The organism is Comamonas sp. UBA7528, from assembly GCF_002479375.1.
Lineage (GTDB): Bacteria > Pseudomonadota > Gammaproteobacteria > Burkholderiales > Burkholderiaceae_C > Comamonas.
Window position 1 is genome coordinate 265,519 of record NZ_DLMU01000009.1, and the last position, 18,105, is coordinate 283,623.

Consider the following 18,105-nt stretch of genomic DNA (forward strand, 5'->3'; position numbering starts at 1 on the left):
GAAAGGGGGGAAAGTGCTGACTCTCAGTGTGCGCCCAAAGCCGCTTTCAGTGCTTTGGCCGCATCGGCCTGCGCCTGGCGCGCTTCGGGGATGGCGCGGCCCATCTTGATGAACTCGTGCGTCACGCCACGGTAGATCTCCAGATCGACCGCCACACCGGCCATGCGCAGCTTGTCGGCATAGGCCACGCCCTCGTCCACCAGCGGGTCCAGCTCGGCCAGGCAGATGAAGGCCGGAGCCACACCGTCCACATCCGGGGCCAGCAGCGGGGCAAAGCGCCAGTCGGCGCGGTCGGCGTCGTCGCGCACATAGTTGCTGAAGAACCAGGCAATGCCTTCCTTTTCCAGCAGCAGGCCGTGGGCAAACGTCTCATGCGAATCCGTGTCCTGGTGGGCGGTGGTGCCGGGGTAGATCAGCAGCTGCAGCGCCAGCGGCAGGCCCGCATCGCGCGCCAGGATGGCACAGCTGGCGGCCAGCGTGCCGCCGGCACTGTCGCCGCCCACCGCCATGCGGGTGGTGTCCAGCCCCAGCGCCGTGCCTTCGGCGGCCAGCCATTGCAGCGCATCCCAGGCATCGTTGCTGGCGGTGGGGAACTGCCATTCCGGCGCCAGGCGGTAGTCCAGCGACACCACGGCGCAGCCCGCCTGGTGGGCCAGGCTGCGGCACAGCTGATCGTGGGTGTCGATGCTGCCCACGGTAAAGCCCCCGCCGTGCAGATACATCAGCACCGGCAGCGGCGGGCCCTCGCCTTCACCCTGTGCCTGCACCTCGGGCGCATACAGGCGGGCCGGCAGCAAGGCGCCATCGCGGGCGGGAATCTGCAGCTCTTGCACCCGCGGCAGCGCGATCTTGGCGATTTCCAGCACGCCGGCACCGGCCTCATAGGCCGCGCGGGCCTGCTGGGGCGTGAGCTGGTGCATATGCGGGCGGTTGGCGCGCGCCATGCGGCGCAGCACATCGCGCATCGCAGGGGTCAGGGGGTACTGGGGCAGGAAGTCGGTGGCGTCGTTCACGGCGGACAAGGCAGTCAAGCGAGGGCAGCGCCACCCATGCTTGCAGCGGCACTGCCTCCCTGAAGAAGGGGAAAGCTGTGCATCATGCAGCAAAAACACCGCCCTGGCGGGCAGACGGGCGTTGCCGCGGCGGGGGCTCCCCCTCTAACGCTCCTGCACTGTCGCGCAGTGGACGGTCTGCCCACCCGCCTGCGGGTTACAGCGCTTGGCAGCGCCCCTGCCCCGCCCTACATTGAAACGTTTTCCATCCCCGGTTTGCTTTGGAGCGATTCCCCACATGGCTTTCATCAACTACGTCACCCAGATCCAGTTCGACTTTGGCGCCGTGAAGCTGCTGCGCCAGGAATGCGAGCGCGTGGGCATCAGCAAGCCGCTGATCGTGACCGATCCCGGCGTCAAGGCGGCGGGCATCCTGCAAAAGGCCGTGGATGCGCTGGGCGACCTGCCCCACGCCGTGTTTGACCAGACCCCCAGCAACCCCACCGAAGCCGCGGTGCGCGCTGCCGTCGCCCTCTACCAGGCCCAGGGCTGCGACGGACTGATTGCCGTCGGGGGCGGCAGCGCCATCGACTGCGCCAAGGGCGTGGCCATTGCCGCCACGCACGCAGGGCCGCTGTCCCACTACGCCACCATCGAAGGCGGCTCGCCCCGCATCACCGAACAGGTCGCCCCGCTGATTGCCGTGCCCACCACCAGCGGCACCGGCAGCGAAGTGGCGCGCGGCGCCATCATCATCGTGGACGACCACCGCAAGCTGGGCTTCCACAGCTGGCACCTGGTGCCCAAGACCGCCATCTGCGACCCGGAGCTGACCTATGGCCTGCCCCCGCTGCTGACCGCCGCCACCGGCATGGACGCCATTGCCCACTGCATGGAAACCTTCATGTCCGCCGCGTTCAACCCGCCGGCCGACGGCATTGCGCTGGACGGACTGACCCGGGGCTGGGCCCATATCGAGGCCGCCACCCGCAACGGCCAGGACGCCGAGGCGCGCCGCCAGCTGATGAGTGCCAGCATGCAGGGCGCCATGGCCTTCCAGAAAGGGCTGGGCTGCGTGCACAGTCTCAGCCACAGCCTGGGCGGCGTGAACCCGCGCCTGCACCACGGCACGCTCAACGCCATGTTCCTGCCGGCCGTGGTGCGTTTCAACGCCGCCGCCGACAGCGTGCAGCGCGAAGACCGCCTGAACCGCATGGCCCACGCCATGGGCCTGCGCAGCGGCAGCGACATTCCCGAAGCCATCCGCGACATGAACGCCCGCCTGGGCCTGCCCGCCGGCTTGGCCGCCCTGGGCGTGGAGACCGGCTGGTATGCCCAGGTGATTGCCGGTGCGCTGAAAGACCACTGCCACGGCACCAACCCGCGCATCGCCTCGGCCCAGGATTACGAGGACATGCTGGCCACCTCGATGTAAACGGCCGGCACAGGGCCGGCCGGGACCAGATGGTCCTGCGCTGGCCATCACACTGGCAGCCCCAGCGCTGCCAGGTCCGCCTGCCCCCTAGCTCGTCTCTCCTGTCTCACCCGCCGCACGCGGCCCGCCATCGGCCGGCGGCGATGGCGGCGGTGCCAAGGGCGACGTGCCCCCCGCACCGGGGGGTGCCGCGGCGGCGTCGGCCTGCACCACCGCCATCACCTCCTGCGCCATCATGCCCAGCAGCGTCAGTTCTTCCGCGCTGATGCCCCGCAGCGCATCGTGCAGGATGCACAGGCTGCCCAGCACCCGGCCCTTGCCATCCACCAGCGGCACACCGGCGTAAAAGCGCACCTGGGCCGCAGCCAGCACCGGGTTGTCGGCAAAGCGGGGGTCGCGGGCCACATCGTTCACCACCACGGGCGCATGGTCGTGCACCACATAGGAGCAGATGGCCTGGTCGCGCGGCAGACCGGCCTGCTCGGGCGGCGTGCCGTCGGCCACCAGCAGCCCGCCCGGGGTGTGCACCCAGTCCCTGTCCACCAGGGAGACCTGGGCGTACTTCACGCCAAAGGCATGGGCGGCTTTCTGCGCCGCGTCGTGGAACAGGCGCACCGGCGGGTGCTGCAGCAGGCCGCTGGCGTGCAGCGCCTGCAGGCGCTCCGCCTCGTCGTCCGGCATTGCCGCAGGCACATGGCCGCCGGGTGCCGCGCCGTCGGCAGCTTCCAGCTGCTGCAGGCGCAGCACCAGCTCCTGCACGCTGGTGACCACGGCCTGCACCCCCAGGCGCTGGGCCGTGCCCTCGCCCAGCAGGTGGCTGGGGGCATTCCACAGCGCCAGCACCACCTGGATCCGGGGCGTCTGCTGGTGCAGGCGGCGTAACCGCCGCAGGATGAAACGCACCTGGGCCTGGGGCTGCGGGTGCAGCACGGACAGCACCAGCCAGCGCACGTCCTGCCAGCCGGCGGTTTCGGCCTGCTCGATCGCGCTGCTCAGCGGCTGTCCTGCATGGCTGGCGGCGTAGCCATGCAGCGCCAGGCTGTGGGCGGCCATCTGGGCGGCCAGGGCATCCATGTCCCAGCGTGCTCCCACACAGTGCACCCGGCCGCTGCGCGTGGCGGCGGGCGGCGGGAAGGCTTCGTACAGCTCCTCCAGCAGCTCGTCCAGGCCGGAAGACAGGCGCAGCCGGTGCTCGGCCGTGGCGACATCGGCATAGTGGTTGCTGACCAGGCGCAGCGTGGAAATGCCGCCGCTGTCGTAGAAGCCCTGCACCGCCGTGGCGCGGTCGGCGGCCCGGGTGGCCGGGCTGTGCTGGCTGGATTGGGGCCGCTCCGGCATGGCCGCCTCGATGGTGTGGACGGCCAGGTCCACGGCCTCTTCCACATCGTCGGCCAGCAGGCGCTGGTACAGGCGGTGGGGCAGATCCAGCACCGGCTCGCTGCCCAGCAGCACTTCCATGAACTGCAGCGACGGGATGTAGCGCCCCAGCACCAGCAGGCAGACCGTGAGCGGTGTGGACAGAATCAGCCCGATGGGCCCCCACAGCGCCGTCCAGAACGTGGCGGCCAGAATGATGGACAGCGTGGACAGGCCGGTGCTGCTGCCATAGAGCCAGGGCTCGATGACGTTGTTGCTCAGGAGCTCCAGCAGCAGGATCAGGCCCAGCGTCCACAGCAGCATCTCCCAGCCCGGGGCCACGGCAAAGGCCAGCGCCAGCGGGAAGATGGCCGAGATCATGGGCCCCACGTAGGGCACAAAGCGCATCACCGTGGCCAGCACCCCCCACAGCACCGCCCCGGGCACGCCGATGAACCACAGGCCCACGGCCATGGGAAAGCCGTAGGTGACGTTGACGATGAACTGCATGCGCAGGTAGCTGCCGATGCGCTCGGATGCCTCGTCCAGCGCATCCGTGGCCACATGCAGATTGCCCCCCATCAGCCGCAGCAATCGGTCGCGCAGGCCATCGCGGTCCAGCAGGATCAGAATCACAAACAGCAGCACGATGCCGGCCGTGGCAATCGGGGCGCTGATCTTGGCCAGCCAGCCCAGCACCTGCTCCCAGGAGCGGCCGTCCGGGCGCTGGATCTCCACCTTCTGCACCCGCTCCGGCGGGCCGGCGGCCACGGCGATCTCCTTTTCCACCGTGTCATAGGTCTTGATTGCTCCGTCCCACATGCTGGGGCCTTTGACCAGGTTGCGCAGATTGCGCAGCTTCTTGCGGATGGTGCTCTGGTAGGTGGGCAGGTCGGCGCTGAGCTCGCTGACCTGGTTGGTCAGGTAGGCGCCCATGCCCCCCAGGCCGCCCAGCGCAATCGCCACCACCAGCAAGGTGGCCGCCATGCGCGGCAGGCCCCAGCGTTTGATGCGGCTGACCGCCGGGTCCAGCAGAAAACCCAGCAGCACGGCCAGGGCCAGCGGAATCAGAATGTCCCGCCCGAAGTACAGGGCCGCAATCACCAGCGCGGCAATCAGCAGGCCCACCAGCAGGCGCAGCGCCGGCAACATGGCCGCCACGGCCCCCAACGCATGGGCCGTGCCGTGCGGCAGGGTCTCCTCGTTGCGCCAGCGCGCAGCACGCGCCGCAGACGGGTCGCGCGCCATGCGGTGCAGCCCCGGGGGGACATCGGCGGCAGAAGATGGCGGGGCAACGTGCTCGGGCATGGGAGATTCGGCAGACAAGGACGGTGAGACTGGAATTGCACTGCGACCGGCGGGCCGCTGCTGTCAGCCGGTTGCCCGACTGTGGTCCGTCCATTTCAAGGCTTTTTGGCCGTTGACACAATCCACAGCGACACCAGCAGCTATCACTTTAGGGGTTTGCCACACACAGGGCGCCGATTGCCATACCGGCATGGCTCCGGGGCTGCCTGTCGCCCGCTGGCGGGCTGGCCGTGCGCAGGCCTCTCCAGCAGGGACGCAGGGGCGGAGCTGCGGGGCTACAGCGTGCCGCTCAAAAACCGGAATGCATCCAGCGGGAGGTGTCCTGCTGCATCACCACATCCATGTCCAGCCCCATGGCCACACCCACCTCGGAGGGAAAGGACAGTGCGGTGCTGCGCTCGTCCCATTGGGCGGCCTGGGTGCGGATACGCCACACCGCCAGGTGCAGCACGCCGGCCATGGGCTCGAACTGGTCAAAGGCCAGCGGATTTTCCATGCACTGCAAGCTGTCCACCAGCTCGCGCGGCAGACGCCACTGCTTGAGCAGCGCCGCCGTGGTGTGCGTGGCGCAGTGCCCCCAGTGCCGCTCCTCCATGCGGGCGCGGCGCGGGTCCCAGATGTCCATGGCCTCGTCCAGCGGCGCGGTCGCCACCGACTGGGTGTGGTGCAGCATCAGTTGCCCCATGCCGTGCAGCAGCCCGGCGGCGTAGGCGGCGCTGCCGTCCATGTGGGCCATGCCCGCCAGGGAGCGCGCCAGCTTGGCCGTCATCAGGCTGTACCGCCAGAACGGCTCCAGCGCCATGCCCGGCACCACCCGCACCGCCATGCCTTTCTGTGCACCATTGACCAGCATGCGCAGATGCGACACCCCCAGCAAGGCCAGCGCCTGGGGGATGCCGCGCACCATGCCTGCCATCTGGTGCACCGGCGAATTGGCCAGCGCCAGCAGCTTGGCGGCCAGCACCGGGTCGCAGCCAAACAGCTGGTTGACGCGGCGCAGATTGGGCATGTCGCTGAGCAACTCGCTCAGCAGCAAGGCCACAACCCGCGGCTGGCAGGGCAAGGCAAGGTCTTCGGTGGTCTGCATGCAGAAAGTGAAGGGAAAGTGCGGACTGCCGCAAGCATAGCCGCACTCTTTACATTTCTACACAAACTCATTGACCACAGATCAAGAAATGGCGTCGGCGGGCACCACCACCCGCACGCAGGTGCCCTGGCCGGGGCGGGTATCCAGATTGAACTGCGCCCCCATGCGCTGGGCACGGGCCCGCATGCCGTCCATCCCCCAGCCGCGCTGCGATTGCTGCGGGCCTCCACGCTGCACGGGCGTGCCTTCCATGCCGCAGCCGTCGTCCGCCACCTCCAGGGTCCAGGAACCGGCGGGCACAGCCTGCAGCTCCACGCGCAGGCAGGTCCCCTTGGAATGCTGCAAGGCATTGCTCACGGCCTCTTGCGCCAGCAGCGCCAGCTGCAGCCCTTTTTCCGCACGCGGGCTGGTGTCCGCCTCGTCCATCGGCATGTTCCACTGCATGACCATGCCACGTTCGCTCAGCAGCGGCTGCAGACGCCAGCGCATGGAGGCCAGGCGTTCGATCAGCGAGGCGTCCGCGTCGTCCAGTGCTTCCATCTCCACGCGCAGCGCAAACATGGCGTGTTCCACGGCGCGCCGCACCTGCGCCAGATTCGGCTGCGGGGTCTCCAGCAGCGCCAGGGCCCCGGACAGGTGGCTGCCTGCACCATCGTGCAGGTCCTGGGCAATGCGTTCGCGCTCGGCCCGCACTTCGGGCGAAACCCGCAGGCTGCTGCGGCGGCGCCAGCGCAGCACCTTGGGCCACATCAGCCCGAACCAGGTGGCGGTGAGCAGGTGCAACACCACGATCACGGCCCAGTTCTGCCATTCGTACAGGGCATCCGGCGATGCCGCCCCCAGGTGCCAGTACAGGATGGCGGCAATCTCCAGCAGCCACAGGGCCGTGCCCGCCCCCAGCATCCAGGCGGGGTGGCGCTGTGACCTGCGCTGGTGACGCCGCGGCATTCCGGCTTCGGCCGCTACAGCAGCCCCTGCGTCAAGGCCGCACGCACCGCCTGCGCCCGGCTGCGCACCTGTAGCTTGCGGTAGATGTTGCGCACATGGGTGTTGACGGTCAGCAGCGCAATTTCCAGCCTTTGCGAGATTTCCTGGCTGGTATAGCCATTGGCCACGTGGCGCAGGATGTCGCGCTCGCGCTCGGAGAGTTTTTCCGGCACACAGGCCTTGGCGTCGCGCTCCCCGCAGTTGCTGCGCAACCGCTGCAACAGCCGTCGAGCCAGGTGCGGCGTGATGGACGCGCCGCCATTGGCCACCTGCAGCACCGCCTGCACATAGCTGCCAAACCAGGAGTGCTTGACCAGATAGCCGGCCGCGCCCTGCTCGATCGCGCGCAGCAGCTGCGTATCCCCTTCCATCACCGAGATGATGACCGTCTCCGCCGCAGGGCGCAGCGCACGCTGCAGGCCCATCAGGTCAAAGCCGGTGCCGTCTTCCAGGTTCAGATCGGCCAGCAGCACATCGAAAACCTCCGCCCGCATGAGGCGCCGGGCTTCCTTGACGCTGGAGGCCTGCCCGACCAGCAACACGCGCGGATCCCCCATCAGCTCCCGCCCCACCACGCTGCGGATGTGCGCGTCGTCGTCCACCAGCAGGACACGCACCGGTCTTTCACTCTGGCCCACCATGAAATCGGGCCACAACGACCTGTCCACAGCACCGGCACTGCCCGCCGAAAGCAGTGCAGCGTCGCAAACATACGGAGCTTCTTGTTCGGTGTGCATCACGGTGCGCCCTCCATCACTGTCTTTCAATGCTTACATGTCGTCACTACCTAATTTTTTACCGCGTTTCCCGCTTCCCGCCTGTCAGCAGATGCCTCGACCCCATTGCCACCGCACTCGGAAAGCACGCGTTTTCCCGGAGGTGTGCAGACGTAGTACCCACTTACCAAATTTACGGGATTGGTTGTCAAAGCACGCAAACGGACACTTTCAACCAGGCCAGCAAGTGTTGCCAACCACGCGGACCAGCACCCACAGGCCGACCCGCAGAGATGGGCTCTGCGAGTCAACGGATGGACGTCACGAAATCTTCTAGGAGCGCAACCATGAAAAAAGTAATCGCAGTCGTTTCTCTGAGCCTGCTCGCCGCCTCTGCCTTCGCTGGCAAGCCCGGTTACCCCGGCGGCCACGACGATGACAAGGACACCGGTCCCGCCATCTACCTGGACGGCAAGACCGTGCAAGTGACGTCGCTGAGCTGGAGCGCTGTCAGCAACAAGGCCTCATCCGGTGGCGATGCCCGCCAGAACATCTCGTCCAACACCGGCAACGTGAACGTGGGTGCCGCGCTGACGCAGATGACGTTCGGCAAGCTGTCCTACATCGGCAACAAGGCTGAATCGGGCGGCGATGCACGCCAGAACCTGGCCACCAACGTGGGCAAGGTCGACATCGCCAAGCAGCTGACCCAGGTGGTGGCGCTGAAGGGCTCGGCCGTGATGAACCACGCTTCCAGCGGCTCGTCGGCGGTGCAGAACATCTCCACCAACAACGGCTGCCAGACCTGCCAGTAAGGCCAGGCCCTGCCGCAACCCCGGTTGCGGCAGACGGCTGTCAGTGCGTGGAGCCACCACCCGGCTGACTCCACGCCCTTCCCCCTCATCGCCTCCCGGAGGTTCCCATGCCTGCTTCCCCTCTTTTGCGCAGCCTCGTGATGGCCAGCTGCCTTGGCGTGACCGGACTCACGATGGCAGCGCCTGGCGAAGACACCATCCAGTTGCAGAACCCGGTGGAACATCTGCAGCTGCCCACGGGCAGCACCACCAAGCCCCAGGGTCTGGGCAGCGATGCGGACGGCGTGCCCATGCACCTGCGCGCCAAGATCGCACGCTACGAAGCCCAGACCTTCAACGACCAGACCAGCGGCATCTACACCGATGGCGATGTGAACCGCATCGTCGGTGCACAGGCCAACCGCAAGACCTGCATCCAGGATGTGGGCAGCAACACCAATGCCACAGGCGCCACCCGCACGGGTAACGGACAGCAGCAGATCGTGGTGTTGCGTGGTGATTTGGTGAACATTTGCCGCTGAAGCAAAGAAGCGCCCGGGCACCAGGGCGGCCACTAGGAAAACATCGAGAGGGAATCATGCGCACCACCTTCGCACCCAGGAACCTGTGTCGTCCTCGCCTGCTCGCCGTCACCAGCCTGCTCAGCGCAGCAGGCCTGCTGACAGGCTGTGCGCCCATGAATCCGGCCAAGGATGCGGGCTACCACGCGCAGGCCAACGAAATCAACCGGCCGGTCGTGCGCCCCACGCGGTCGATCTCCAGTTTCTCCGATTCGCTGATGTGCATGGACCACCTGTTCCGCGAAACAGGCATGAGCACCGTGCTGATCACCAGCAAGTCCATCCCCGACTACTCCGGCAAGATTGCCGTAGCCACCAAGGAAATGATCGTCACGGCGCTGTCGCAGATGTCGCGCGTCAGCAATGCCTTCCGCTTTGTGGACTATGAAGTCAATATCGCGCAGCAGGATACGGTGCAGAACCTGACCACCCTGCTGCTGAACAACAACCAGATCCGCCTGCAGCGCCCCGCGCTCTACGTGTCCGGTGCCGTGGCCTTTGTGGACCAGCAGGTCATCGCCAACAACGTCGATATGGGCACCTCGGCCTCCCGCCTGGAAACCGGCTACAGCCAGAGCCGCCGTTCCTCGGTCATCGGCATGGAACTGCACCTGGGCGATTTCCGCAGCCGCACCATCATTCCCGGCCTGGACTCGGCCAATGAAATCGTCATCGGCAGCGGCGGTCAGGGCCTGGACCTGTCGGGCCGCATCGGCAACTACGGCGTGCAGTTCAATGTGGGCCGTGACTACACCCAGGGCTCGGGCCCGGCCATCCGCACCCTGGTGGAGCTGGCCATGATCGAGCTGCTGGGCAAATGGGCGCGTGTCCCCTACTGGCAATGCCTGACGCTGGAGCAGACCCACCCGGAATTCATGCGCCAGATGCGCGAATGGTATGAAGATGCCAGCCCGGCCACACGGGGCCAGCTGGTGCGCCGCTCCCTGCTGCGCCGCGGCTATCTTCTCACGGAAAACCCGGACGACGCCACCATGCACACGGCACTGGCACGCTTTCAGACCGATGAACGCATGGTCGTCACCGGCGTGGTGGACTTCCCCACCTATGAGCGCAGCCTGCGCAATTTCGTCACCCTGTCACCCGATGGCCACCTGCAGCGCATCGGCTGGGAAACGGCAGCAACCAACACCGCCACGGCCGCCGCCACCACCACCGACAAGCAAGGCCAGCCGCCCGAAGTGGACCTGCAGGTGGAAAACATCATGCTGGGCCGCTCCGGGTTCGAGCAGGGCGAACAGATCTTCCTGTCCGCCACCGTCTCCCGCTCCTCCTATCTGTCCTGCTACATGCGCAATGCGCGCAACGAAGTCATCCGCATCCTGCCCAATGCCACCAACAAGTCCGGCTGGGTGCCAGGCAACCAGGCGGTGCGCATTCCGGACTGGATGAGTCCCACCCCCGGTTTTGTGATGGATGCCGGCCTGCCGGGCCAGGAAACCGTGGGCTGCTTTGCCAGCGACAAAAACGTCAGCACGCAATTGCCGGCATCGCTGCAGAAACCGGCCTTCCAGCCGCTGCCCGGCATCACCAGCATGGAGCAGATTGCCGCACAGATGCGTGAGGCAGCCGGAACCGGCTCCACCATCGGCCTGGCCCAGCTGCAATGGGAGGTCACGCCCAAGCGCCCCACCGCCCCCGGCAACTGAAAGACCGCCATGCGCCTTGCACCCACCGCCCATGGACAGCCCGTCGGTGGCAGGGTCTGGACCCCTTCCAGGCTCTGCGCACTGCTGGGGCTCACCCTGCTGTGCAGCCACGGATTCGCACAGCCGCGCCAAAGCCCCAGCCCCACCATCACCTTCCAGGAAGCGCAGACGCCGCCCCGCATCGATGCGGACCAGCTGCGCGGCCGCCGCCCCGCCGTGCAGCTGGAGGCCGACCAGCTCGGCAAATCCACCGCCATCCAGCAGCTGCAGGCACAGGCCACGGCACCGCTGCCCAAGGGCGAGCGCACCGAGGCCAGCATCCGCGCCCAGCGCGAAGCGGCCTGGCAATGGGGGCTGCTGCAGCTGCATGGGCTGCACACGCCCCTGCAACCGGTGCAGGCCCAGCAAAGCTTTGAGCGTGCCCAGGCACTGGGCCACCCCCTGGCAGCCGCCGGCCTGGCCTGGTGCGCCATCGACGGTTGCGGCCAGCGCCCCGAGCCCGAGGCCGCACGGCAATGGATCCAGGCACTGCGCAAGACCGCCCCGGGCCGCGCCGCCTATCTGGAATGGCTGCTGCTCGACGATGTGGCGCCACTGGATGAGGCCGTGCCGTCCACCGCCCGGCGTGAAGGCATCAACACGGCCGGGCGCAAACAGCAGCTGTTGCGCCAGGCGGCGGAGGCCGGCGATCCCAATGCCCGGGTGGAACTGGGCATGGAACTGGCCGCCCAGGGCAAGACCAATGAAGCCATGGAACAGTTCCGCAGCGCCGCCAAAAGCTCGCAAGCGGCCAAACACAATCTGAACGTGCTCAGCGACCAGAAAGGCACCTTCAAGTCACGCCCGTCCGGCAATGCCGGCCAGGCTGGTGGCGCCTGGCAGACCTTCAAGCAGGCCCGGGTCTACCACCGCGGCGAAGGCGTGCCCGCCAACTACACCGAAGCAATCCGGCTGTACAAGCGCGCCTCCGACATGGGCAGCGAGCCGGCCAAGCGCATGCTGGCCCTGATCTATTCCCGCCCCACGCCCGCCGGCGGTATCGATATCGGGTGGATGCAGCAGCTCGCCTACATGGATGTCACCCAGGATGGCGCCATCCCGCTGACGGCACCGACCGCCCCCACCAGCCTGACCCGCGACCCTACCCCGCTGTGGGATTACATCGCCCCCAGGTGGCGCAACTGAACACGCTGCGCGCACCCCGGCAGCCGCGGACTGTCAGACCATGAAAAAAGCGGCCCACTGGGCCGCTTTTTCCGGGTAGCGCCACACGGCCTTGCGGCCACGTGGTCGCTTTCGGCCTGCGCTGGGCTTATTTCTTCAGGCCCTGCAGCTTGGCAAAAGCCGATGCCATGGCGTTCTGCTGCTCCGGCTGGTTGCCGCGCTGGGGCTGGGCATAGCCGCCCCGGTTGCCACCCTGGCTGTTGCCACGGCCGGCACTTTCAAAGCGGTTGTCGCGGGGGCCGTCGCGGCGTGCCGGTGCGGCGTCCAGCTTCATGCTCAGGCTGATGCGCTTGCGGGCCACGTCCACTTCCAGCACCTTGACCTTGACGATCTGGCCGGTCTTGACGACCTCGCGCGCATCCTCCACGAACTTGTGGCTCATCTGACTCACGTGGACCAGGCCGTCCTGGTGCACGCCCAGGTCCACAAAGGCGCCGAACTGGGCCACGTTGCTTACCGTGCCTTCCAGCGTCATGCCTTCCTTCAGGTCCTTGATGTCCTCCACCCCGTCGTTGAAGCGCGCCACCACAAAGTCGGGGCGCGGATCGCGGCCGGGCTTTTCCAGCTCACCCAGAATGTCCTTGATGGTCACGGCACCGAACTTCTCGCTGGCGAACTGCTCGGGCCGGAGGGCCTTGAGCACCTCGGCGCGGCCCATGATCTGGTCCACCGGCTTGCCTGTGGCCACAATGATCTGCTCCACCACGGCATAGGTCTCGGGGTGCACGCCGGTGATGTCCAGCGGGTTGTCGCCACCGCGGATGCGCAGGAAACCGGCCGCCTGCTCGAAGGTCTTGGCGCCCAGGCCGGCCACCTCCATCAGCTGCTTGCGGTTCTGGAACGAGCCATTGGCATCGCGCCAGCGCACCACCGACTTGGCGACCGCGCCCGACAGGCCCGATACGCGGCTGAGCAACGGGGCCGACGCGGTGTTCAGGTCCACGCCCACGGAGTTCACGCAGTCTTCCACCACGGCGTCCAGCTGGCGGGCCAGCTCGCTCTGGTTCACATCGTGCTGGTACTGGCCCACACCGATGCTCTTGGGGTCGATCTTCACCAGCTCGGCCAGCGGATCCTGCAGGCGGCGCGCAATCGAGGCCGCGCCGCGCAGGCTCACGTCCACATCGGGCATCTCCAGCGCCGCAAACTCGCTGGCCGAATACACCGAGGCACCGGCTTCGCTGACCACCACCTTCTCGATGGCCTTGTCGGCCTTGGCGGCGATCTTGATCAGATCGGCCGCCAGCTTGTCGGTTTCCCGGCTGGCCGTGCCGTTGCCAATGGCAATCAGGTTCACGCCATGCTTTTCCACCAGGCGCGCCAGCACCGCCAGCGAACCGTCCCAGTCACGGCGCGGCTCGTGCGGGTAGATGGTGGTGGTGTCCACCAGCTTGCCGGTGCTGTCGACCACGGCCACCTTGACGCCGGTGCGGATGCCCGGGTCCAGGCCGATCACGGTGCGCTGGCCCGCCGGGGCGGCCAGCAGCAGATCGCGCAGGTTGTCGCCAAACACCTTGATGGCCACTTTTTCCGCGTCTTCGCGCAGGCGGCTGAACAGGTCGCGCTCGGTCGACAGGCTCAGCTTGACGCGCCAGGTCCAGGCCACGCACTTGCGCAGCAGATCATCGGACGCGCGCTTGGCATGGCTCCAGCCCAGGTGCAGGGCAATCCGGCCTTCGGCCAGGCTGGGTTGGCCGGGTTCCGGCTCCACCGGCTGCACCAGCTTGGCTTCCAGCACTTCCAGGGCCCGGCCCCGGAACACGGCCAGCGCACGGTGCGAGGGCACGCGGCCAATGGGCTCGTCGTAGTCGAAATAGTCGCGGAACTTGGCAACCTCCGGGTCGTCCTCGTTCTTGCTCTCCACCTTCTTGGAGCGCAGCAGACCTTCCGCCCACAGCCATTCGCGCAGCTTCTGCACCAGGGTCGGGTCTTCGGCCCAGCGTTCGGACAGGATGTCGCGCACCCCATCCAGCACCGCGAAGGTGGTCGAGAAATCGGGACCGGGCTTGCCATCGTCCAGCGTGGTCGCGGGCTGGCAGAAGGCCTCGGCCTCCTTGTGCGGGTCCAGCGTGGGATCGGCAAACAGCTTGTCGGCCAGCGGCTCGATGCCGAACTCCCTGGCAATCTGGCCCTTGGTGCGGCGCTTTTGCTTGAAAGGCAGGTAAATGTCTTCCAGCTCCTGCTTGGTCGGCGCCTGGGCAATGGCCAGACGCAGCACATCGGTCAGCTTGCCCTGCTCATCGATGGCCTTGAGCACGGTCTCGCGGCGGTCTTCCAGCTCGCGCAGATAGGTCAGGCGCTCGTCCAGTGTGCGCAGCTGGGTATCGTCCAGGCCGCCCGTGACCTCCTTGCGGTAACGCGCCACGAACGGAACCGTGGCGCCGCCGTCGAGCAGTTCCACCGCCGCGCTCACCTGCTGCGGCTTGACATTCAGTTCCTGGGCAATCTGGCCAATGATCTTTTGCATGCAATCGGGCGCCCCATGGCGCTGTAATTGGGAAACAAACGAGTGTGCCACAAGCATCCGGGCCCACCGCCGTCCCCGCGCCGCCCAGGCTGTGACCGAATGCAAATACGGATCGACGGCCCGCCGCGCCTTTCTAGAATGCAGCCATGCCCGCCCCCCGGCCGCCCTTCCAGACTCTGCAGCTGTTCCCCCTGCGCGTACCCTGCCCGCCCGGGGCCTGCATCTGCGGGCATGCGGCGCTGCTGGAATCGGGCCAGGGCGACCACCGCATCCTGCTGCTGACGCGGGAAGAGGAAGCCAAGCTGGCCGAGCGGCTGGAACAGGCCCGGACCCTGGCCGAGCTGCGCCAGCTGCAGCAGCGCATGGCCGACCAGCTGGGCCTGCAGCTGCACATCGCCCCCGGCCGCCAGGGCACGCAAGGCCTGCGCGGGCTGGAGATCGAGCTGGTCCCCATGCCCGGCCTGTGCCGCAAAACCCGCAAGGCCCTGCCCGAAGCCGTGCGCCGCTGCATGGAGCAGCGCCCCGAGATTGCCCATGCCCTGCTGGATGAGGGCAGCCTGTTTGCGGGCTTGTGAATCCCGCTACAGTCCACAGGCCATTTCTGCAAGACGGCATGCAAGACGATTTGTTTGGGGCCCCGCCCGCACCACCGCCCCTCCCAGCGGCAGCCCCCTCCCCCGCTGCCTCCACGCCCGCTGCGCCTGCGGCGCCCCGCAAGGCCGCGCGCGGCGTGCTGCCCGCGCCGGACGGTGAAGCCTGGCGCGCCCTGGCGGCACAACTACCTGCGGGCCTGCGCATGGGCGTGTCCACCTGGTCCTACCCTGGCTGGGACGGCCTGGTGTGGGACGGCGTGTACGACGCCAGCACCCTGTCCAAAAAAGGCCTCACCGCCTATGGCCAGCACCCGCTGCTGCGCACCGTCAGCGTGGACCGCAGCTTCTGGCGGCCACTGACCACCGAGCAGTACGCGCAGATGGCCGTGCAGGTGCCGGCGGACTTCCGCTTTCTGGTCAAGTGCCCGAATGTGGTGACCGATGCCCAGGTGCGCAGCGAGGACGGCAAGGGCCAGTCGCCCAACCCGGTGTTTCTGGCGCCGGAGCTGGCCGTGCAGCAGTTCGTCCAGCCCGCGCTGGACGGCCTGGCAGGCAAGCTGGGCGTGCTGGTGTTTCAGCTCAGCCCCCTGCCCTGGGACTGGCTGCGCCGCAGCGGCGCGCTGCTGGAGCGGCTGGCGCAGATGCTGGCCGCAGTGCGCCTGGCCCTGGCGGCCCACCCGCAGGTGATTGTGGCCGTGGAGGTGCGCGACCCCGAGCTGCTGACCCCGGAGCTGGCCCGGGTGCTGAAGGCCCACGGCTGCACCTACTGCCTGGGCCTGCACGGCAAGATGCCGCCCATCGAAGCCCAGCTGCCCCTGCTGCGCGCGCTGTGGCCCGGCCCCCTGGTCTGCCGCTGGAGCCTGAACCGCTGCTTTGGCGCCTACGGCTACCCGGACGCCCAGAAAAAGCACGACCCCTTCAACGAAATCCGCTCCGAAGACCTGCACACCCGCAGCGTGCTGGCCGCGACGATTGCCGGCATCACCGGTGCGGGCCAGCCCGCGTTCGTCACCATCAGCAACGACGCCGAAGGCTGCGCACCGCGCTCCATTGCGCTGCTGGCCCAGGCGCTGGTGGCGGCGCAGCCACAGCCGTCTCAGTAGCAACCGCGCCACAGGCAGCGCCAGTAACAGCACCCACGCCTGCTCCGTCACCTGTGCCGTGCAAATGGCGAGGAAGCTGCGGCTGGCCAGCCACGCCGCCGGAGTCGAAATCGGCGCTGTGATGCAGACCCGTCTCCCTCGGTGGGCCGCTTTTTTTGCAACAGGCTCGCCCTGCGGTAGAGCCTGAAGGCAATTGGCAATAGGATGTCTCTTCACTCACCAGCGGATTGCCCACATGGAACACCACGTCAAAACCTTGAAGGGACTTTTGGGTCATCTCCAGAAAGCACTTGCCGTCAACCTGGATGGCTCCAGCGCATTCAGATACAGCGACGCAGTCATTACGGCCGACCCTGGAACCAACCACGATTACGCATCGTTCCTTCTCAAGTTCAGTTACCCGAACCTCCCGCTGATTTCGGTCACTCTTCACTTTGAAAAACCGGAGTGCATCGAAGGCCAGTTCACCGTCAGACTCCCTGAATTGCGCATTTCATTTGGCAACTACTCGTTCGGGGCTTTTTCGGGTGCGGAGTCTGGGCTCATTCTGGCCAATGCCAATCAATTGCTGTGCGTCGTGGACGAAGCGGCCAAAGACTACTGCCGCAGCTAAACGCTGCGATAGATCGTAGATAGCAAGCAAGCCCGCACCATGCGGGCTTTTCTTTGGCAGCCCCTGCCCTTTCCCCTCCCGCACAGGCGCGCACGCAAGGGGGGCGCCATGGCCCAACGCCTCTTGGAGGCGCCGGCATGGCATAAATCTGATGGGGACGACCGGTGGTGTGAAAGGGAATGGACGGCCCCCTCGGATGCGAGGAGAGGCTGCAGGCCGGCGGGCGTTGGCGCTGGCCCTGCCAGTTTTTTTCCGGACCGTCTTCGACATGGGACAAGACTTGGGCGATTTTATTAAAAGCAAGACGTAAGGTTGCATTTTGACACTTATGCCATCATGCGCGACCAAGAACATTTGCCTCTTTACCCCCGCATGCCTAAACCGGGCATAAGCCCCCACTCTCCGATGACCGCGCGCCCCCCTGTCGCCGCACAGCCCCGCACCTGTGCCTCCTCCTCCGGCGATGCCGCCGCCCCCCGCCGCCGCACCCCGCGCGGCCCCAGCCCCCAAAAAACCGAAGCCACACGCCTGTCCATCATCGATGCGGCGTTTGCCGAATTTCTGGAACATGGCTACGCCCGGGGCACTACCGCGTCGGTGGCCCGCCGCGCCGGCCTGTCCAAGGTTACGCTGTTCCGTTATTTCGACACCAAGGAGGCGCTGTTCGAAGCCGTGATGCAGCGGCACATCGCCTCGGCCACGCTGGCGCTGCAGTCCAGTCCCATGCAGGAAAACGAAAGCGTGGGCGCCTTTTTGCTGCGCGCCGTGGCCCCGGCCATGGACGTGATCGACAGCAGCGGCCGCTCCGCCACCGCACGCCTGGTGATCGCCGAAGGGCTGGAATTCCCCCAGCTGGCGCAGATGTACCGCCGTACCGCCCACGATCCACTGGTGGCCCGCATCCGCGATCTGGCCGAGCTGGCCCAGTCGCGTGGCGAATTGAAGGAGCCGGCGCTGCAGGACCACCCCGAACTGCTGCTGGGTCCGCTGTGGCACGCCATGATGAACAACACCGTGCTGCACCCGCAGATGCCGCTGGACGCCGGCCTGCTGTTCCGCCTGCAGGTGGGCCTGCTGTTCGACTGCACCCCGAAGCGCAGCACGTCCGGCCGCCGCAAACCGGCTGCCGGCGGCTGAAGCCCTGCCCCGCTAGCGCCGCGTATCCGGTCTGCCCAGCAGCCA

15 protein-coding genes are annotated in these 18,105 nt (G+C 67.2%); 9 read left to right on the forward strand and 6 right to left on the reverse strand.

Going from position 1 to position 18,105, the window contains the following annotated elements; all coding sequences use genetic code 11:
* Positions 1-23: 23 nt before the first annotated feature.
* Complete coding sequence (locus B3349_RS12310; protein ID WP_291589225.1) at positions 24-965, reverse strand: alpha/beta hydrolase; 942 nt, start codon at positions 963-965, stop codon at positions 24-26.
* A gap of 325 nt (positions 966-1,290) precedes the next feature.
* On the opposite strand from B3349_RS12310, the gene gbd reads away from it, so the two are divergent.
* Positions 1,291-2,427 (forward strand): 4-hydroxybutyrate dehydrogenase, encoded by a 1,137-nt coding sequence (gene gbd, locus B3349_RS12315; RefSeq protein WP_291588989.1) that lies wholly within the window; start codon positions 1,291-1,293, stop codon positions 2,425-2,427.
* Positions 2,428-2,514: 87 nt separating this feature from the next.
* Here the strand turns inward: gbd and B3349_RS12320 are convergent, their stop codons facing one another.
* The 4 genes from B3349_RS12320 to B3349_RS12335 form a co-directional block, all read right to left on the reverse strand.
* Positions 2,515-5,091 (reverse strand): AI-2E family transporter, encoded by a 2,577-nt coding sequence (locus B3349_RS12320; protein WP_414646888.1) that lies wholly within the window; start codon positions 5,089-5,091, stop codon positions 2,515-2,517.
* 289 nt (positions 5,092-5,380) lie between these two features.
* Positions 5,381-6,178: an HDOD domain-containing protein gene (locus tag B3349_RS12325; protein ID WP_291588991.1), complete on the reverse strand. Its 798-nt coding sequence runs from the start codon at positions 6,176-6,178 to the stop codon at positions 5,381-5,383.
* Between the two features lie 81 nt (positions 6,179-6,259).
* On the reverse strand, positions 6,260-7,126 hold the full coding sequence (locus tag B3349_RS12330) for a sensor histidine kinase (RefSeq protein ID WP_291588993.1): 867 nt from the start codon (positions 7,124-7,126) through the stop codon (positions 6,260-6,262).
* 14 nt (positions 7,127-7,140) lie between these two features.
* The gene (locus tag B3349_RS12335; protein ID WP_414646889.1) at positions 7,141-7,902 is read right to left on the reverse strand and encodes a response regulator transcription factor; all 762 of its coding nucleotides are present in this window, start codon (positions 7,900-7,902) and stop codon (positions 7,141-7,143) included.
* A 326-nt stretch (positions 7,903-8,228) separates the two neighbouring features.
* Between B3349_RS12335 and B3349_RS12340 the strand changes: the two genes are divergently transcribed.
* The 4 genes from B3349_RS12340 to B3349_RS12355 all read left to right on the forward strand — a co-directional run bounded on the left by B3349_RS12340 (position 8,229) and on the right by B3349_RS12355 (position 12,108).
* Positions 8,229-8,696, forward strand: coding sequence for a hypothetical protein (locus B3349_RS12340; RefSeq protein ID WP_291588995.1), 468 nt, complete (start codon positions 8,229-8,231; stop codon positions 8,694-8,696).
* A gap of 107 nt (positions 8,697-8,803) precedes the next feature.
* On the forward strand, positions 8,804-9,217 hold the full coding sequence (locus B3349_RS12345) for a hypothetical protein (protein WP_127446217.1): 414 nt from the start codon (positions 8,804-8,806) through the stop codon (positions 9,215-9,217).
* A gap of 56 nt (positions 9,218-9,273) precedes the next feature.
* Entirely contained in the window at positions 9,274-10,923 is a 1,650-nt protein-coding gene (locus B3349_RS12350; protein ID WP_291588999.1) for a DUF4384 domain-containing protein, read from the forward strand.
* Between the two features lie 9 nt (positions 10,924-10,932).
* A complete protein-coding gene (locus B3349_RS12355) occupies positions 10,933-12,108 on the forward strand; it encodes a tetratricopeptide repeat protein (RefSeq protein WP_291589001.1) in 1,176 nt (391 codons plus the stop codon).
* A gap of 127 nt (positions 12,109-12,235) precedes the next feature.
* Here the strand turns inward: B3349_RS12355 and B3349_RS12360 are convergent, their stop codons facing one another.
* Positions 12,236-14,614 carry a Tex family protein gene (locus tag B3349_RS12360; protein WP_291589003.1) on the reverse strand — a complete coding sequence of 793 codons (2,379 nt, stop codon included), beginning with the start codon at positions 14,612-14,614 and terminating at the stop codon, positions 12,236-12,238.
* Positions 14,615-14,760: 146 nt separating this feature from the next.
* Here B3349_RS12360 and B3349_RS12365 point away from each other — a divergent pair, with 146 nt between their 5' ends.
* From B3349_RS12365 to B3349_RS12380, 4 genes are all read left to right on the forward strand, one after another.
* Entirely contained in the window at positions 14,761-15,189 is a 429-nt protein-coding gene (locus tag B3349_RS12365; protein WP_291589005.1) for a hypothetical protein, read from the forward strand.
* A gap of 38 nt (positions 15,190-15,227) precedes the next feature.
* Complete coding sequence (locus B3349_RS12370) at positions 15,228-16,310, forward strand: DUF72 domain-containing protein (protein ID WP_291589006.1); 1,083 nt, start codon at positions 15,228-15,230, stop codon at positions 16,308-16,310.
* Between the two features lie 235 nt (positions 16,311-16,545).
* Positions 16,546-16,923 carry a hypothetical protein gene (locus B3349_RS12375; RefSeq protein WP_291589009.1) on the forward strand — a complete coding sequence of 126 codons (378 nt, stop codon included), beginning with the start codon at positions 16,546-16,548 and terminating at the stop codon, positions 16,921-16,923.
* Between the two features lie 405 nt (positions 16,924-17,328).
* The gene (locus tag B3349_RS12380) at positions 17,329-18,060 is read left to right on the forward strand and encodes a TetR/AcrR family transcriptional regulator (RefSeq protein WP_291589011.1); all 732 of its coding nucleotides are present in this window, start codon (positions 17,329-17,331) and stop codon (positions 18,058-18,060) included.
* The last annotated feature ends 45 nt before the right edge of the window (positions 18,061-18,105 follow it).

What these genes read in the sequence shown, in the direction of transcription:
- B3349_RS12350 (WP_291588999.1), top strand. Translation starts at nt 9,274, where the DNA reads ATGCGCACCACCTTCGCACCCAGGAACCTGTGTCGTCCTCGCCTGCTC.
- B3349_RS12335 (WP_414646889.1), bottom strand. Translation starts at nt 7,902, where the DNA reads ATGCACACCGAACAAGAAGCTCCGTATGTTTGCGACGCTGCACTGCTT.
- gbd (WP_291588989.1), top strand. Translation starts at nt 1,291, where the DNA reads ATGGCTTTCATCAACTACGTCACCCAGATCCAGTTCGACTTTGGCGCC.
- B3349_RS12320 (WP_414646888.1), bottom strand. Translation starts at nt 5,091, where the DNA reads ATGCCCGAGCACGTTGCCCCGCCATCTTCTGCCGCCGATGTCCCCCCG.
- B3349_RS12330 (WP_291588993.1), bottom strand. Translation starts at nt 7,126, where the DNA reads ATGCCGCGGCGTCACCAGCGCAGGTCACAGCGCCACCCCGCCTGGATG.
- B3349_RS12380 (WP_291589011.1), top strand. Translation starts at nt 17,329, where the DNA reads ATGACCGCGCGCCCCCCTGTCGCCGCACAGCCCCGCACCTGTGCCTCC.
- B3349_RS12340 (WP_291588995.1), top strand. Translation starts at nt 8,229, where the DNA reads ATGAAAAAAGTAATCGCAGTCGTTTCTCTGAGCCTGCTCGCCGCCTCT.
- B3349_RS12365 (WP_291589005.1), top strand. Translation starts at nt 14,761, where the DNA reads ATGCCCGCCCCCCGGCCGCCCTTCCAGACTCTGCAGCTGTTCCCCCTG.
- B3349_RS12355 (WP_291589001.1), top strand. Translation starts at nt 10,933, where the DNA reads ATGCGCCTTGCACCCACCGCCCATGGACAGCCCGTCGGTGGCAGGGTC.
- B3349_RS12345 (WP_127446217.1), top strand. Translation starts at nt 8,804, where the DNA reads ATGCCTGCTTCCCCTCTTTTGCGCAGCCTCGTGATGGCCAGCTGCCTT.
- B3349_RS12310 (WP_291589225.1), bottom strand. Translation starts at nt 965, where the DNA reads ATGCGCGATGTGCTGCGCCGCATGGCGCGCGCCAACCGCCCGCATATG.
- B3349_RS12370 (WP_291589006.1), top strand. Translation starts at nt 15,228, where the DNA reads ATGCAAGACGATTTGTTTGGGGCCCCGCCCGCACCACCGCCCCTCCCA.
- B3349_RS12360 (WP_291589003.1), bottom strand. Translation starts at nt 14,614, where the DNA reads ATGCAAAAGATCATTGGCCAGATTGCCCAGGAACTGAATGTCAAGCCG.
- B3349_RS12325 (WP_291588991.1), bottom strand. Translation starts at nt 6,178, where the DNA reads ATGCAGACCACCGAAGACCTTGCCTTGCCCTGCCAGCCGCGGGTTGTG.
- B3349_RS12375 (WP_291589009.1), top strand. Translation starts at nt 16,546, where the DNA reads ATGGAACACCACGTCAAAACCTTGAAGGGACTTTTGGGTCATCTCCAG.